Annotated in this window: 14 protein-coding genes; all 14 read right to left on the reverse strand. The window is 74.3% G+C overall.

What is annotated here, in order from left to right; genetic code table 11:
- Positions 1 to 175: 175 nt before the first annotated feature.
- A complete protein-coding gene (locus OU787_RS26330) occupies positions 176 to 1,834 on the reverse strand; it encodes a long-chain fatty acid--CoA ligase (RefSeq protein WP_268660797.1) in 1,659 nt (552 codons plus the stop codon).
- An 84-nt stretch (positions 1,835 to 1,918) separates the two neighbouring features.
- Positions 1,919 to 2,287: a Zn-ribbon domain-containing OB-fold protein gene (locus tag OU787_RS26335; protein WP_268660798.1), complete on the reverse strand. Its 369-nt coding sequence runs from the start codon at positions 2,285 to 2,287 to the stop codon at positions 1,919 to 1,921.
- Entirely contained in the window at positions 2,287 to 3,507 is a 1,221-nt protein-coding gene (locus OU787_RS26340; protein WP_268660799.1) for an acetyl-CoA C-acetyltransferase, read from the reverse strand. The genes OU787_RS26335 and OU787_RS26340 overlap by 1 nt, the downstream gene beginning before the upstream one ends.
- A 73-nt stretch (positions 3,508 to 3,580) precedes the next feature.
- Positions 3,581 to 5,410, reverse strand: coding sequence for an acyl-CoA dehydrogenase (locus OU787_RS26345; protein WP_268660800.1), 1,830 nt, complete (start codon positions 5,408 to 5,410; stop codon positions 3,581 to 3,583).
- 152 nt (positions 5,411 to 5,562) lie between these two features.
- A complete protein-coding gene (locus tag OU787_RS26350) occupies positions 5,563 to 6,651 on the reverse strand; it encodes a prephenate dehydrogenase (protein WP_030458769.1) in 1,089 nt (362 codons plus the stop codon).
- On the reverse strand, positions 6,651 to 7,565 hold the full coding sequence (locus OU787_RS26355; RefSeq protein ID WP_268660801.1) for a phytanoyl-CoA dioxygenase family protein: 915 nt from the start codon (positions 7,563 to 7,565) through the stop codon (positions 6,651 to 6,653). The genes OU787_RS26350 and OU787_RS26355 overlap by 1 nt, the downstream gene beginning before the upstream one ends.
- A 50-nt stretch (positions 7,566 to 7,615) precedes the next feature.
- Entirely contained in the window at positions 7,616 to 8,668 is a 1,053-nt protein-coding gene (gene hppD, locus OU787_RS26360) for a 4-hydroxyphenylpyruvate dioxygenase (RefSeq protein ID WP_035954346.1), read from the reverse strand.
- Positions 8,669 to 8,708: 40 nt separating this feature from the next.
- Entirely contained in the window at positions 8,709 to 9,218 is a 510-nt protein-coding gene (locus OU787_RS26365) for a hypothetical protein (RefSeq protein ID WP_268660802.1), read from the reverse strand.
- Positions 9,215 to 10,501 (reverse strand): beta-ketoacyl-[acyl-carrier-protein] synthase family protein, encoded by a 1,287-nt coding sequence (locus OU787_RS26370; RefSeq protein WP_268660803.1) that lies wholly within the window; start codon positions 10,499 to 10,501, stop codon positions 9,215 to 9,217. The genes OU787_RS26365 and OU787_RS26370 overlap by 4 nt, the downstream gene beginning before the upstream one ends.
- Positions 10,498 to 12,135 (reverse strand): class I adenylate-forming enzyme family protein, encoded by a 1,638-nt coding sequence (locus OU787_RS26375; protein ID WP_268660804.1) that lies wholly within the window; start codon positions 12,133 to 12,135, stop codon positions 10,498 to 10,500. Before OU787_RS26375 ends, OU787_RS26370 begins: the two co-directional genes overlap by 4 nt.
- A gap of 34 nt (positions 12,136 to 12,169) precedes the next feature.
- A complete protein-coding gene (locus tag OU787_RS26380) occupies positions 12,170 to 13,345 on the reverse strand; it encodes a hypothetical protein (protein WP_268660805.1) in 1,176 nt (391 codons plus the stop codon).
- Complete coding sequence (locus tag OU787_RS26385) at positions 13,342 to 14,070, reverse strand: beta-ketoacyl synthase N-terminal-like domain-containing protein (protein ID WP_268660806.1); 729 nt, start codon at positions 14,068 to 14,070, stop codon at positions 13,342 to 13,344. The genes OU787_RS26380 and OU787_RS26385 overlap by 4 nt, the downstream gene beginning before the upstream one ends.
- A gap of 405 nt (positions 14,071 to 14,475) precedes the next feature.
- Entirely contained in the window at positions 14,476 to 14,721 is a 246-nt protein-coding gene (locus OU787_RS26390; RefSeq protein ID WP_030458761.1) for a hypothetical protein, read from the reverse strand.
- A gap of 2 nt (positions 14,722 to 14,723) precedes the next feature.
- A complete protein-coding gene (locus OU787_RS26395; RefSeq protein WP_030458760.1) occupies positions 14,724 to 14,990 on the reverse strand; it encodes an acyl carrier protein in 267 nt (88 codons plus the stop codon).
- Between the last annotated feature and the right edge of the window lie 67 nt (positions 14,991 to 15,057).

Below are 15,057 nucleotides of genomic sequence, written 5' to 3' on the forward strand. Positions count from 1 at the left end.
CCTCGGAGTGGGCGCCGGAACTGTTCCCGGCGCCCTCCAAGAGGACCATCCGACGGTCCGTCAATCCGTCCGCGCGGAGCACGAGATCGCACCGGGAACGTGCTCCGGGGCGGGGTCGGCCCCGGGACCGTGGTCCCGGGGCCGTGGGGGCGGGGGCCGGGGCCGGGGGCGGGCGTCAGCGGAAGGTGCGGAGGGGGACGGCGGCGTCGGCGTGGGACGCGCGGAGCGCCTTCTTGTCGGACTTGCCGGTGCTGGTCTTCGGGATCGCGGGCACCGCGGCCCAGTGTTCGGGGACCTGCCAGCGGGCGACGTGGTGGGCCAGGAAGTCCTTGAGGGCGCGGAGGCGGTGTTCTTCCGGGGAGGCGGGGTCGGGGCGCAGCACCACGAGGGCGAGCGGGCGTTCGCCCCACTTGGGGTCGGGGACGGCGATCACGGCGGCGTCCTCGACGGCGGGGTGGCCGAGCAGGTGGTTCTCCAGTTCCACCGAGGAGATCCACTCGCCGCCGGATTTGATGACGTCCTTGGCGCGGTCCGTCAGGCGCAGGTACCCGTCGGGGCTGACGGAACCGAGGTCGCCGGTGCGCAGCCAGCCGTCGTGGAAGCGGCCGCCGCCGGACGGGTCGGCCCGGTGGTCGGAGCCGTAGTAGGAGCCGGTGATCCAGGGGCCGCGGATCTCGATCTCGCCGACCGTCGTGCCGTCGTTCGGCACGACCGTGCCGTCGGGGCCGACCAGCCGGACCTGGACGGTGGCGGGCAGCCGGCCCTGGGTGGCGCGGTACGCCCAGGCGGCTTCGCCCGCCACACCGGCCGGTTCGCGGGCGACGCTGCCGAGCGGGGAGGTCTCGGTCATGCCCCAGGCCTGGAGGATGCGGGTGCCGTAGCGCTCCTGGAACGCCTTCATCAGCGGGAGCGGGCAGGCGGAGCCGCCGACGATCACCTCGCGCAGGGAGGAGAGGTCGGCCGGGTGCTCGTCGAGGTGGTGGAGCAGGCCGGTCCAGATGGTGGGGACGGCCGCGGCGTTGGTCGGGCGTTCGGTGGCGATCATCCGGGCGAGGTGCTCGGGCTGCAGGAAGCGGTCGGGCATGACCAGGGAGGCGCCGGAGAGCATCGCGGCGTACGGGAGGCCCCAGGCGTTGACGTGGAACATCGGCACGACGGGCAGGACCCGGCTGGTGACGCCGAGGCCGAAGCCCTCGGCGGTGCAGATCTGCAGGCTGTGCAGGTAGGTCGAACGGTGGCTGTAGAGGACGCCCTTGGGGTCGCCGGTGGTCCCCGAGGTGTAGCAGAGGGCGGCGCCGGAGCGTTCGTCGAGGTCCTGCGGCCAGTCGAAGCCGGTGGGGCGGCCCGCGAGCAGGTCCTCGTAGCGGTGGATCCGCTTGCCCGCCCGTTCGAGGGGCGCGGTGTCGGCGGGGCCGGTGACGATGACGTGCTCGACGGTCTTCAGTTCCGGGAGCACCGCGGCCAGCAGCGGGACCAGGGTGCCGTCGACCACGACGACGCGGTCCTCGGCCTGGTCGGCGATCCAGGCCAACTGGCCGGCGGGCAGGCGCAGGTTGAGGGTGTGCAGCACGGCGCCCATCGAGGGCACCGCGAGGTAGCACTCCAGGTGTTCCTGGTTGTTCCACATCAGGGTGGCGACCCGCTCGTCCCCGCTGATTCCCAACTCGCGCAGGGCGTGGGCCAGTTGGGCGACCCGGCGGCCGACTTCGGCGTAACTGGCCCGGCGGGCCCCGGTACCGGTCCAGGTGACCACCTCGGAGGTGCCGTGCACGGTGGTGCCGTGCTGCATGATGCGGGTGATGGCCAGCGGAATGTCCTGCATCGTGCTGAGCACGACGTCCTCCTCGGTGGGCACGGCAACGGCGCTGCCGGAGCGGGGCGTTCGGCGGGGCGTTGAGCGGAGCGTTCGGCGGGGCGTTCAGGGGCGGACGAGGCGGAACACGGGCCGGCGGCGGCCCGTGCCGGGGACGGAGACGACGCGGACCCGGGCGTCGACCGGCACGGGGCGGGCGGCCGCCCCCACGACGACGCCGGGCAGCTGGAAGCCCTCGTCCAGGGCGACCACCACGGCGTGCTGCCCGGGCCGGCGGTCCGCCCGGGGCACCGCCACCGCGTGGTGGACGTAGCCGGAGCCGGCGCTCTCCTCCCAGACGAGGTCGTCGGAGCCGCAGAGGCGGCAGAGGGCGCGGGGGAGGAAGTCCGCGGCGGCGCACCAGCCGCAGCGCTGGTAGCGCAGCGGCGGGGCGGTGTCGGTCGGCGGGGCCGAGCGGGCGGCGGCGGCCGGCATCAGCTGAGCCGTTCGATGACCATGGCCATGCCCTGTCCGCCGCCGACGCACATGGTCTCCAGGCCGAACTGCTTGTCGTGCCACTGGAGGGAGTTGATCAGGGTGGTGGTGATGCGGGCGCCGGTCATGCCGAAGGGGTGTCCGACGGCGATGGCGCCGCCGTTGACGTTCAGCCGGTCCGGGTCGATGCCGAGGTCCCGGTAGGAGGGGATGACCTGGGCGGCGAAGGCTTCGTTGATCTCGACCAGGTCGATGTCGCCGATCGACAGCCCGGCCCGGCGCAGGGCCTGCTTGGACGCCTCGACCGGGCCGTAGCCCATGATCTCGGGGGAGAGGGCGGAGACGCCGGTGGAGAGGACGCGGGCGAGCGGGGTGATGCCGAGTTCGCGGGCCTTGGTGTCGGACATGACGACCAGGGCGGCGGCGCCGTCGTTGAGCGGGCAGCAGTTACCGGCCGTCACGGTGCCGTCGGGGCGGAAGACGGGCTTGAGTCCGGAGACGGCTTCGAGGGTCACCCCCGCGCGCGGGCCGTCGTCGGCGCTGACGGTGCTGCCGTCCGGCAGCGTGACGGGGGTGATCTCGCGCTGCCAGAAGCCGGCCTTGATCGCGGCTTCGGCGAGGTTCTGCGAGCGGACGCCGAACTCGTCCTGCTCGGCCCGGGTGATGCCCTTGAGCGCGGCCAGGTTCTCCGCGGTCTGCCCCATCGCGATGTACGGATCGGGCAGCAGGTCCTCCTCGCGCGGGTCGTACCAGTGGTCGCTCCCCACCTCGGCGCAGGTGGCCGTGCGGGCCTCGGCCTCGGCGAACAGCGGGTTGTGGGTGCCGGGGAGGCCGTCCGAGGTGCCGTTGACCGAGCGCGAGACGGTTTCGACGCCCGCCGAGACGAAGACGTCGCCCTCGCCGGCCCTGATCGCGTGCAGCGCCATCCGGGTGGTCTGCAGCGAGGAGGCGCAGTAGCGGTTGACGGTGGTGCCGGGGAGGCGGTCCAGGCCCAGTTGGACGGCGACGATCCGGGCCAGGTTGTGGCCCGACTCGCCGCCGGGCAGGCCGCAGCCCAGCATCAGGTCGTCGATCCGGTGGGGGTCGAGCTGCGGGACCTCGGCGAGGGCGGCGCCGATGATCTGCGCGGCGAGGTCGTCCGGGCGGACGTCCTTCAGCGAGCCCTTGAACGCCCGGCCGATCGGCGAGCGGGCGGTGCTGACGATGACGGCTTCGGGCATGGCGGTTTCCGTTCCGGCTGGGGTGGGTGCGTGGTGCGACGGGGCCGACGGGGCTGTCGGGGCCGACGGGTGGTCAGAACGCTTCTTCGGGCAGTTCCATGACGGCGAGGTCGACGTCCTCGGCGATCAGGCGCTGCGGGGTGACGGTCGGCAGGACGGTGCGGGCGAAGAAGCGGGCGGTGGCGACCTTGCCCCGGTAGAAGGGGACGTCCTTCCCGCTGGCGCCCGCGGCCAGGGCGCGCAGCGCGACGTCGGCCTGGCGCAGCAGCAGCCAGCCGACCAGCACGTCGCCGGAGACCAGCAGCAGGCGGGTGGTGTTGAGGCCGACCTTGTACATGTTCGCCGGGTCCTGCCCGGCGGCGGAGAGGTCGGCGACCATGGCGGCGACGATGCCTTCGAGGTCGTTGACGGCGGTGGTGAGCAGGGCCCGCTCCCGGCCGAGCGGGTCGTCGGCGGCGGTGTCCGCGGTGAACGCGCGGATCCGGTCGACCACGGCGGTCAGCGCCTGGCCGCCGTCCTTGACGATCTTCCGGAAGAAGAAGTCCTGGCCCTGGATGGCGGTGGTGCCCTCGTACAGGGTGTCGATCTTGGCGTCCCGGATGTACTGCTCGACCGGGTACTCCTGCAGGTAGCCGGAGCCGCCGAAGATCTGCAGGGACTGGGCGAGCTGCTCGTAGGACTTCTCCGAGCCGTAGCCCTTGACGATCGGCAGCAGCAGGTCGTTCAGGCGCTGCGCGCCGGTGGCGTCCGCTCCGCGGGCCCGGAGCACCTCGATCTCGTCCTGCACGGCGGCGGTGTGCAGGACCAGGGCGCGCATGCCCTCGGCGTACGCCTTCTGGGTGAGCAGCGAGCGGCGCACGTCGGGGTGGTGGGTGATGGTGACGCGCGGGGCGGCCTTGTCCGTGAACCGGGCCAGGTCGGGGCCCTGGACGCGTTCCTTGGCGTACTCCAGCGCGTTCAGGTAGCCGGTGGACAGGGTGGCGATGGCCTTGGTGCCGACGATCATCCGGGCCAGTTCGATGATCTTGAACATCTGGCGGATGCCGTCGTGCCGGCCGCCGACCAGCCAGCCCTTGGCGGGGTGCTCGGCGCCGAAGGTCAACTCGCAGGTGTTGGACGCCTTCAGGCCCATCTTGTGCTCGACGTTGGTGGCGTAGACGCCGTTGCGCTCGCCGAGCTCGCCGGTCTCCCGGTCGAAGTCGAACTTCGGCACGATGAACAGCGACAGCCCCTTGGTGCCCGGCTTGCCGCCCGCGGGGCGGGCCAGCACCAGGTGGACGATGTTCTCGGACATGTCGTGCTCGCCCGAGGTGATGAAGCGCTTGACGCCCTCGATGTGCCAGGAGCCGTCCGCCTGCTCGATCGCCCTGGTGCGGCCGGCGCCCACGTCGGAGCCGGCGTCCGGCTCGGTCAGCACCATGGTGGAGCCCCACTCGCGGTCCACCATCAGCCGGGCGATCCGCAGCTGCTCCTCGGTGCCCTCGCTGTGCAGGACGCCGGCGAAGCCCGGGGTCGTCGCGTACATCCAGATCGCCGGGTTGGCGCCGAGCACCAGTTCGCCCAGCGCCCAGTACAGCAGGCGCGGGCTGGCGGTGCCGCCGAGCTCCTCGGCCATCCCCAGCCGCCAGAACCCGGCGTCCTGGTAGGCCCGGTAGCTCTTGCGGAAGGAGTCCGGGACCGGGGCCGAGTGGGTCGCGGGGTCGAAGACCGGCGGGTTGCGGTCGATGTCGGCGAAGGACTCGGCCAGCGGCCCCTCGGCGAGTCTGGCCATCTCGTGGAGCACGCTGCGCGCGGTCTGTTCGTCCAGTTCGGCGAACCGGCCCGTCCCGAACAGCCCGTCCCGGCCGAACACCTCGAAGAGGTTGAACTCCAGATCGCGCAGGTTCGGCTTGTAGTGCCCCATGGGACCCTCCTTGAACACGTGAACGCTCGTCAGCTGCATGGATTCGAAACGGGTGCGAACGGTGGTGCCGCGCGCCCGGCCCGGTGGAGCCCGCCCACCGGCGGACGGGCTCCACCCGGTGGACGGCGGTGCGGGCCGGAGCCGGCGGGGCGTCAGCGGCGCGCCGCCCAGCCCCGCTCGGCGAGGTGGGAGGCGAGGTCGCCCGCCGCCTCGGGGTCGACGATCAGGTCGAGCCGGCCGACCGGGGCGTCCGGCGTGTGGTCGACCGCCAGGTCCACGATGTGCATCCCGGTGCTCCACACGTCGGCGAACAGCCGCTCCACGTCCCCGGGCCGGTTGGCCACCGGTACGGAGACCCGGCTGCTCGGGGTGCCGGCGCGCCCGTCGCGGCGGGGCGGGATCCGGTCCTGGCCCGCCACGCCGCGGGTGAGCAGCTCGCCGAGGACCCGCTCGCCGCCGCGGCGGTGCTCCGGGTCCTCGCTGCCCAGCTGCTCCAGGGCTTCGAGGGCCCGGCCGAGGTCCTGCGCGAACCCGTCCAGGATCTCGGCCACCGCCACCGCGTTGGCGCCCAGGATGTCGGTCCACAGCCCGGGGCTGCCGCCGGCGATCCGGGTGGTGTCCCGCAGGCCCTGGCCGATCAGCTGGGCCGTCGCCGGCCCGATCGACTCCAGCCGGGCCGACAGCAGGCTCGCCACCAGGTGCGGGGCGTGCGAGGTCAGTGCGACGGTGCGGTCGTGGTCCTCCTCCTCCATCAGGACGGGCGTGGCACCGCAGAGCGCGACCAGGCGCAGCACCAGGTCGATCGCCTGCCGGTCCGTGGACGGCGACGGGGTCAGCACCCAGTTGCGCCCCTGGAAGAGGTCCGCGGCGGCGGCGAACGGCCCCGACCGCTCGCTGCCGGCCATCGGGTGGCCGCCGACGAAGCGGCTCAGGTCGCACCCGGCCCGGGCCGCGGCCAGCCTGGTCCGGGTCTTCACGCTGACCACGTCGGTGTAGCAGCGCGCGAGGCCGCGGTCCTGCTGCTCCTTCAGCACCGTCGCCAGCTGGGCCGGCGGGACGGCGATGACGGCCAGGTCGACCGGTTCGGGCGGCGGCCCCGCGATCCCGGCGTTCAGGGCCACCGCGGCGCCGACCGCCAGCGAGCTGCGGTCGAGCAGGTAGGTGGTCAGGCCCCGGCTGCGGGCGGCCAGGGCGACCGAGGTGCCGATCAGGCCGGTGCCCACCACGGCGATGCTGCGCATCAGGGGGCCTCTGCGCGCCACACGACCGGCAGGAACTCGGGGTCGGCGTAGTCCGGGTCGCCGTCGGCGGTGCGCCGCACCAGGACGTCGTGGTTGTAGGACACCAGGCTCCCGTCGGAGCGGGCGAACCGGCGGAACCGGTTCCCGCCGTCCTGCAGGTGGAAGGAGATCGCCCGCCGCGGCCGGTCGCTGCGGTTGGCGCCGCTGCCGTGGTAGGTCCGGCAGTGGTGGAAGCTCACGTGCCCCTTGGGGATCTCGACCGGGACCTTGCGCACCTCGGTGCCGTTGAACGCGGCGTTCTCCTCCAGCATCGCGTCGAGCTCGTCGCGGTTGCGCTCGGCGAAGTGCAGCGAGGTGGTGTCCCGCCCGCCGATCTCCTTCCACCGGTGGCTGCCGTCCACCATCGTGATGGTGCCCATCTCCTCGCCGCAGTCGTGGAACGGGATGAACGCGGTGAGCATCCGCTCGGAGGTGGAGGTGGCCCAGTAGTGCCGGTCGAAGTGCCACGGCACGATGTTGCTCTGCTCCTCCGGCCGGGGCGGCTTGAAGATCAGGGTGGACTGGAACACCCGGATCTCGTCGGCCTCGGCGAGCCGGGCGGCGACCGCGCCGAGCAGCGGCTTGCGCAGGATCCGCCCGATGGTGTCGTCCTCGTAGTGGATGTAGTCGTTGTGGCGCTGGACCTGGCCCTTGGCGGGCTCCCAGTAGGCGAGCTTGGGCGGGCGCACCGGCAGGGTCCGGTCGCGGTGGCCGGCGTAGAACCGCTCGCTGGCCGCCTCCAGCTGCTCGACCTCCTCGTCGGTGAACAGCTTCGCGCTGAGGTACCAGCCGTGCTCGGCGTAGAACCGGACGTCCTCGTCGGTGGGCAGCAGTCCCAGTTCCTCGTCGGTGAGCCGGAATTCCTGTGCGGACATGGTGGGTTCTCCAGGGGTTCGTCTGGGTCGGAACGGGCGGGCGGGGCGGGTCAGCTGGTGACCTTCTCCCGTTCGACGGCCTCGTAGAGGGCCTTGATGTTGCCGCTGCCGAAGGTCCGGGCGCCGTGGCGGTCGATGACCTCCATGAAGTACGTCCGGCGCACGTGCATGGAGCGGGTGAAGATCTGGAACAGCTGCCCGTGGTGGTCCTGGTCGACCAGGACGTTGGTCTCGCGCAGCTCCTCGATCCGCACCTCGGGCTCGCCGAGCCGCTCCTCCAGCAGGTCGTAGTAGCTGCCGGGGGTGCGCAGGAAGGTGACGCCGCGTTCGGTCAGGGTCCGGACCGTGCTGACGATGTCGTCGGTGAGCAGCGCCATGTGCTGGACGCCGGTGCCGTTGTGGCGGGCGAGGAACTCGTCGATCTGCCCGGGCCGCTTGGTGGTGACCGGCTCGATCAGGGTCAGCGTCACCTGCCCGGACGGGCTCTGCACCACCTTGGAGTCCATCGCCTGGTCGCCGACCTCGATGAACTCCTCGAAGATCTGCCGGAAGCCGAACACCCGCTGGTAGCGCTCGACGGTCGGCCGCAGCTCGCCGGCCGGCAGGCAGACCGCGAAGTGGTCGATGGTGCTGAGCAGTTCGTCGCCGGGCTCCGGGTCCGGGGCGAGCACGTTCATCACGCCGGGCAGGAACTCCTCGGTCCCGCAGTGCCGTTCGACGAAGCGGTGCACCACGTCGCCGAACGCCGCCACCTCGGCGGTGACCACCCGGGCCCCCTCGTGCTCGTACACGGCGGGCTCGGCGAGCGGGGCCGCGCCGGCCGCCACGGCGGTGTCGTACGCGGCGGCCGCCGAGGCGGTCTCCAGGGCGATGACCGCGACCCCGTCGCCGTGGCGCCGCACGAACTCGGCGGCCGGGTGGTGCTCGGACAGCGCGGAGGTGAGGACCACCTGGATGCCGCCCTGGCGCAGCAGCAGCGAGCGGTGGTCGGTGGGCTCGGTCTCCCCGCACAGGCGGAATCCCAGTGCGGTGCACAAGTAGAAGGCGGACTGCTGCGCGTCGCCCACGTAGAATTCCACGTGGTCTATTCCTCGGATTTCCATGCGTCCCTCAACGTCGGATGAATCGGATGGGAATTCTCGGTCACTCCGCGGTCTTTCCGGACCGGCCGTTCCGCACGGCCAGGAAACGGCAGGCCCCGCCGCCGGTCCGCAGGCATTCGACCCGGCTGTCGCACACCGACACGCCCAGTCCCTCGAACCAGCCCTGGCGCATTTCCAGGCACGGGCACTCGTAGCCGTCCAGGGCCCGGGCGGCCCTGAGCATCTTCAGCGCGTAGTTGAAGTGGACGACGCTCTCCCACTCCTCCTCGCCGAGGTGGACCTGGTCCGCGACGTACATGTCGTCGGTCCACATCAGCGGCGGGACGTTGCCGAAGAGTTCGACGAACTCCTTCATCGGGATCTCGTCGAACTTCGTCCCGGACTGCCGGCGGTACCACATGGCGGCCCGGCGGGCGACGAACTTGATCGCCTCGGCGTTGATCTCGTTGGCGGCGTCCTGGCCGAAGCGCTTCAGCACGCCCTGGTACCAGCGGGCGTCGTGCAGCCACCAGAACTGGTGGGCCGGCGGGGCGTCGTGGCCGTCGCTCATCGGTCCCGGCCCGCCTCGCCCAGCGCCTTGGCCCGGCCCTCGACCGGGCCGAGCACCAGGGAGAGGTTGTGCCCGCCGAACGCGAAGGAGTTGGACACGGCGGCGGCGACCCGGGTCAGCCGGGCCTTGCCGCGGATGTGGTCCAGCTCGCACGCCGGGTCGACGGTGTCCAGGTTGCGGGTGGCCGGCAGCGCCTCGGTGGCCAGGGCCAGGGCGGTGATGGCCGCCTCCACCGCGCCGGCGCCGCCGAGCAGGTGGCCGGTCATCGACTTGGTCGCGCCGACGGCCGGCGAGTGCGGGCCGAACACCTCCCGGATCGCCTTCGCCTCGGCGACGTCGCCGAGCTTGGTGCCGGTGCCGTGCGCGTTGACGTAGCCGACGTCGGCCGGGGACAGCCCGGCGTCGGCGATGGCGCGGCGCATGCACTCCACCGCGCCCTCGCCGTCCGGGCGCGGGGTGGTCGGCCGGTAGGCGTCCGTGGTGGCGCCCCAGCCGAGCAGCTCGGCGTAGGCGGCGGCGCCGCGGGCCGCGGCGTGCTCGGCCCGCTCCACCACCAGCACGCCGGCGCCCTCGGCGAGGACGAAGCCGTTGCGCCGGGTGTCGAAGGGCCGGCTGGCCTCGCGCGGGTCGGCGAAGCCGTGGGCGAGCGCCCGGGCGTTGCCGAACGCCTCGGCGATCGTGGGGTGCAGCGGCGCGTCCGAGCCGCCGCAGACCACCACGTCCGCCTCCCTGCCGCGGATCAGCCGCAGCGCCTCCGCGACGGACTGCGCCCCGGCCGCGCAGGCCGTGGCGATCGCCGCGCTGTGCCCGCGGATGCCGTGCTTGATGGCGATCCTGGCGGCCGCCATGTTGGGCAGCATGCCGGGCAGCAAGTAGGGGCTGACGGCGGTGCGGCCGCGGGCGTGCCGGCCGCGGGCCTGCTCCTCGTACGTCTCCAGGCCGCCGCCGCCGCTGGAGACCACCACGCCGGTGCGCCAGGGGTCGGCGTCCCGGCCGACCACCAGGCCGGCGTCGGCGAGCGCGTCGTCCGCGGCGGCCAGGGCCAGCAGCGCGTAGCGGTCCACGAACCGGCCCTCGCTGGGCGGCAGCAGGGCGGCCGCCTCCAGCCCGGGGGCGATGCCCGCGACGTCGACCGAACCGGCCACCGGGTGCTGCTCGCCCGGGCGGCGCAGGCCGGAGTGGCCGGCGCACAGGGCCTCGAACGTCCGGGTGGCGCCGCGGCCGAGCGAGCTGATCAGCCCGATGCCGGTGACCACGGCCCGGGGGCGGCGGTCCGCGCTCATGCGGCACCGCCCGTCGGGGCGAGCAGCTGCCCGGCGAGGTAGCGCTCGCGCAGCAGCAGCTTGCGGACCTTGCCGGTCGGGCCGAGCGGGAGCCGGTCCGGGTCCACCACGACGACGCCGCGGACGGTCGCCGCGACGTGCTCCTCCAGCGCGGCGAGCACCGCGGCGGTCCGGTCGACGGCCGGGTCGGCGTCCGCGGTGAGCACCAGCAGCACGTGGCTGTCGGCGCCGGCGGGCCCGGCGACCGCGACCACGGTGCACTCCAGCACGTCGGGCAGGGCGGCGAGCACCCGTTCCTCGCAGGCGGCGGTGAACAGCCGCCGGCCGCCGCCCAGGTCGACCGAGTCGACCATCCGGTCGACGTGGTAGTAGTAGCCGGCCTCGTCGCGGTAGACCAGGTCGCCGGTGAGGAAGTAGTCGTTCAGCCGGGTGCGCCAGGTGGTGACCGAGTCGTTCCAGTACCCGAGCGCCAGGGTCGGCGCGTTGATCCCGAGCTGCCCGACCTCGCCGACGCCGAGCGGCTCGCCGGCCTCGTCCAGCACCGCGACGTCGGAGAAGGTGTGCGGCTTGCCGATGCACCGCCCGTAGCGCTCGGTCTCCGGGGTGTGGGTGATGAAGAACTGCGAGTGGCCCATCTCGGTCGAGCCCAGGCCGTCGATGAACACCGAGCCCGGCTGGACCCGGCCGCCGCCGCGGGCGGCCACCCGGCGGCTGCCGACCGCGACGAGCCGCCGGATGTGGGCCTCGTGGGCGCAGTCGCCGGTGTTCCACCAGAGCTGGACGGAGTCCACGTCCCGGGTGGTCAGGTCGACGGCGGCCAGCTCCGACCAGATGGCGGCGAAGCCGAGCACGCCGGTGGGGCGCCAGCCCTCGATCGCCGCCAGCACGGTCGTCCCGCTCGGCTCGGAGAGCACCAGCAGCTCGGACCGGTTGGCCAGCGCCAGGTTGACGGCGATGACGGTGGCGGCGTGCGCGGGGGGCAGCGCGCCGAGCAGCCGCTCGACGCCCTGGGCCCGGGGCAGGGTGAGCCGGTGGCGGACCGACGCGAACAGGCCGGCGTGCGAGTGCGCCACGGCCTTCGGCAGGCCGGTGGTGCCGGAGGAGTGGGTGATGACGGCGGGGTCGCCGGGGCGGTGCCGGAACGGGGCGGGGGCCGCGGCCGGGTCGCCGGCGCCGAGCCCGGCGACGTCGATCACCTGCGGGACGCCGAGGTCCCGGTCGCCGAAGGCCGTGCGGTGCGCGGCGTCGGTCAGCAGGGCGGCGGCCCGCAGCCGGCGGATGAACTCGGCGGCGGGCTCCGCCGGGAGCCTGCCGTTGACCAGCGCCGGGATGGCGCCGAGCCGGGCCAGCGCCAGGAAGCTCAGGACCTGGTCGGCACCCGCGGTGACCTGGACGGCGACCGGGTCCCGGGGCTTGACGCCGAGCGCGTGCAGCGCGGCGGCCCGGGCGGCGACCCGCTCGTCCAGCTCGCGCAGGGTCAGGGCGCGCAGCGCCGGGTGGCCGTCGACGTCGGTGTCGAAGGTGAGCGACGGCTCGTCGAGCCCCTCGCCGCGGGCGACGAGCGTGGTGAGGACGTTGCCGGTCCCGAGCTGCGGGTCCGCCGCGAGCTCGGCGCGGATCGTGCGTAGGCTCATGTCATCTCCTGGGTCAGGACCCTTCCGGGCCTGCTCACGACGGTCGGGTGATCAGAAACGCGGTCGCGCGGTCCGGCTGGTCGGGCCCGGCGGCCTGGTCGGCCAGGAGCAGCAGCACGTCGTCCGCGTCGCCGTCCTCGATCAGCAGGTCGGCCAGCTCCAGGCCCTCGGCGGCCGGGTCGCCGCCCGGGCTGACGCACACCACGGGGCCGACCAGCGCCCAGCGGGCCGCGACCCAGCCGAGCACCGCGTTGGGCACGGACTGGAAGAACAGCAGCGGCTGCATCCGGCGGCCGCCGTCCACCGCGGCGGCGACCGCGTCGAGGGTGCCCTGGTCGCCGCGCTCGCTGACCAGCACGACGGCGGTGCGCCGCTCCCCGCCTCCGGCGGCGGGCCCGCCCGGCTCGCCGTAGCCGCGCCGCAGGCAGCGGTCGGCGACGGTGGCGACCAGGGCGGGGAAGGTCGAGGCGATGAACCCGGCGGGCATGGCGGGCGCCCCGCCCTCGCCGGGCTCGGGCCAGACGGCCCGGGCCCGGACGGTGCGGGCGGCGGCTTCGGCCCGGTGGGTGGCTGGGCCGTCGGCTTCGGCTTCGGCTTCGGTCTGCTGACGGGCCGGGTTGCCGGTGTCGGCTTCGGCTTGGCAGGCGGTCGGGTGGTCGGTAGTGGCTTCGGCCCGGTGGGCGGCTGGGCCGTCGGCTTCGGCTTCGGTCTGCTGACGGGCCGGGTTGCCGGTGTCGGCTTCGGCCCGGTGGCCGGTCGGGCGGTCGGGGGTGGCCCCGGCCCGGTGGGGGGTCGGGCTGTCGGTTCCGGCGTGCCGAGGGGTCAGGGCGTCGGCCTCGGCGGGCCGGGTGGCCGGGTTGTCGTCGAGTGACCCGGTCTGACGGATCGTCCGGCCGGTGGTCGGTGCCCCGGCGGGTCGGGTCGTCGGGCGGTCGGGGGTGGCCCCGGCCCGGTGGGCGGTCTGGTGGTCGGTGGTGGCTTCGGCTTGCTGGCCGGTCGGGCGGTCGGCGGTGGCCTCGGCCCGGTGGGTGGCCGGGTTGTCGGTTCCGGCGTGCCGGGTGGTCGGGGCGTCGGCCTCGGCGGGCCGGGTGGCCGGGTTGTCGTCGAGTGATCCGGTCTGACGGATCGTCCGGCCGGTGGTCGGTGTCCCGGCGGGTCGGGCGGTCGGGCGGTCGGCGGGGGCCTCGGCCCGGTGGGCGGTCGGGCTCACGCGGCACCGACCAGGAGCGCGGTGTTGGCCCCGCCGAAGGCGGCGTTCAGGCTCAGGGCGTAGCGGGGGGCGGCCCGGTGCGGGCCCTCGGTCACCAGGTTGAGACCGCAGCGCTCGTCCGCCCCCAGGTAGCCGGCGTTGACGGGCAGTCGGCCGGCCCGCAACGTGCCGACGGTGACGACGAGTTCGAGCAGTCCGGAGGACTCCAGGGTGTGGCCGTGCACCGACTTGGAGGAGCTCACCGGGACGAGCGTGGCCCGGTCGCCGAGCGCTGCCCGGAGGCCGGCGGTCTCGGCCGCGTCGCTGGCCGCCGTGCCGGTGCCGTGCGCGTTGACGTAGCCGATGTCCTCGGGGAGCCGGCCGGCCCGGTGCAGGGCGTTGCGGACGGCCCGGGCGAGCCCGGTGCCCTGCGGGTGCGGCTGGCTGACGTGGTGGGCGTCGCCGGCCCGGCCCCAGCCCGCGAGCCGAGCCAGGACCGGGGCGCTGCGGCGGCGCGCCGCGGCGGCCGACTCCAGCACCACGGCGGCCACGCCGTCGCCGAGCACCATGCCCTGGCGGCCCGCGCTGAACGGCCGCACCCGCCCGTCGGGGGCGAGGGCCCGTCCGGCGTCGAACAGCGCGAAGTGCTCCTCGTCGACCAGGTAGCCGGCCGCGACCACGACGCGTTCGGCGGAGCCGGTGCGGATCGCGGCGGCGGCGTCCGCGACGGCGGTGCTCCCGGCCACGCACGCCGTGGTGTAGGCGCGGTGGCGGCCCGCAGCCCGCAGCGGTCGGCGAGGGTCCGGGCGTCGGCGGCCGGGGTGTGCCGGGCCCGGTCGGCGGCGGGCAGCCGGGCGGCGGCCGGGTCGGTGTGGCCGGCCAGCAGCAGCCGGCTGCCGGCCCGCTGGCCGGCCGACAGCCGGGCGGCGGCGCAGGCCTCCTCGGTCACCGCGGCCAGTTCGTCGGCGAGGACCGGGTCGCCGGGCAGCTGGGCGGCGGCGCCGGCCCGGAACCGGCTGACGTCGAACCGGGTCACCGGCCCGAAGGCCGGCTCGCCGGCCGCCGCCCGCTCGTACAGGACCTCGGCGCCCCGGCCGCAGGCGGAGAGCGCCGACAGGCCGGTGATCACGGGTTCGAGGTCGGGGACGGGGTCAGCCATGGCCGCACTCCTGCAGCTGCTCGTCCAGGACGCCGACCGCGCCGGGCACGGTGGCCATCCGGACGAGCTGGTCGTCGCCGAGGTCGAGCTGGACCTGGTAGCGCTGCTCGACCTGGTGGATCAGCCAGGCGAGCTCCAGCGAGTCGATCTGCTCGACCCCGTCCTGCGCCGCCCGCTCGCGGTAGGTGGCGAGCAGCGCGAGCACCTCGGCGCGGTCGATGCGCGGGGGCCGGCCCATGCTCACTTGCCCCCGGCCTGGGTGAGCGAGGCCCGGCGGGCGATCTCGGCGGCGAGCTCGCCGAGGGTCATCAGGGCCAGCTGTTCGGTCTCGTCCTCGTCGATCCGCACGCCGTACTCGTCCTCGACCTGGATGGCGATCTCGGCGAGGGCGAGCGACTCCAGGTCGAGGCCGGACGGTCCGAGCGGGGTCTCGTCGGAGATCTCGGAGGTGTCGTAGTTCATCTCGGCCAGGCTCTTCACGATGAACCGGTTGATGTCGGCGCTCATGGGGACTCCTTGTCATGTACACGAAGGATGCGGGCGGGTGCGGGCGGGTGCGGAGCGGTGCGAACCG

This window comes from Kitasatospora sp. YST-16 (assembly GCF_026802215.1).
Taxonomy (GTDB): domain Bacteria; phylum Actinomycetota; class Actinomycetes; order Streptomycetales; family Streptomycetaceae; genus Kitasatospora; species Kitasatospora cineracea.

Excerpts from the sequence above, each read along its gene's own strand:
- OU787_RS26335 (WP_268660798.1), bottom strand. The coding sequence starts at position 2,287 with ATGCCGGCCGCCGCCGCCCGCTCGGCCCCGCCGACCGACACCGCCCCG.
- OU787_RS26340 (WP_268660799.1), bottom strand. The coding sequence starts at position 3,507 with ATGCCCGAAGCCGTCATCGTCAGCACCGCCCGCTCGCCGATCGGCCGG.
- OU787_RS26345 (WP_268660800.1), bottom strand. The coding sequence starts at position 5,410 with ATGGGGCACTACAAGCCGAACCTGCGCGATCTGGAGTTCAACCTCTTC.
- OU787_RS26350 (WP_030458769.1), bottom strand. The coding sequence starts at position 6,651 with ATGCGCAGCATCGCCGTGGTGGGCACCGGCCTGATCGGCACCTCGGTC.
- OU787_RS26355 (WP_268660801.1), bottom strand. The coding sequence starts at position 7,565 with ATGTCCGCACAGGAATTCCGGCTCACCGACGAGGAACTGGGACTGCTG.
- hppD (WP_035954346.1), bottom strand. The coding sequence starts at position 8,668 with ATGGAAATCCGAGGAATAGACCACGTGGAATTCTACGTGGGCGACGCG.
- OU787_RS26365 (WP_268660802.1), bottom strand. The coding sequence starts at position 9,218 with ATGAGCGACGGCCACGACGCCCCGCCGGCCCACCAGTTCTGGTGGCTG.
- OU787_RS26370 (WP_268660803.1), bottom strand. The coding sequence starts at position 10,501 with ATGAGCGCGGACCGCCGCCCCCGGGCCGTGGTCACCGGCATCGGGCTG.
- OU787_RS26375 (WP_268660804.1), bottom strand. The coding sequence starts at position 12,135 with ATGAGCCTACGCACGATCCGCGCCGAGCTCGCGGCGGACCCGCAGCTC.
- OU787_RS26390 (WP_030458761.1), bottom strand. The coding sequence starts at position 14,721 with ATGGGCCGGCCCCCGCGCATCGACCGCGCCGAGGTGCTCGCGCTGCTC.
- OU787_RS26395 (WP_030458760.1), bottom strand. The coding sequence starts at position 14,990 with ATGAGCGCCGACATCAACCGGTTCATCGTGAAGAGCCTGGCCGAGATG.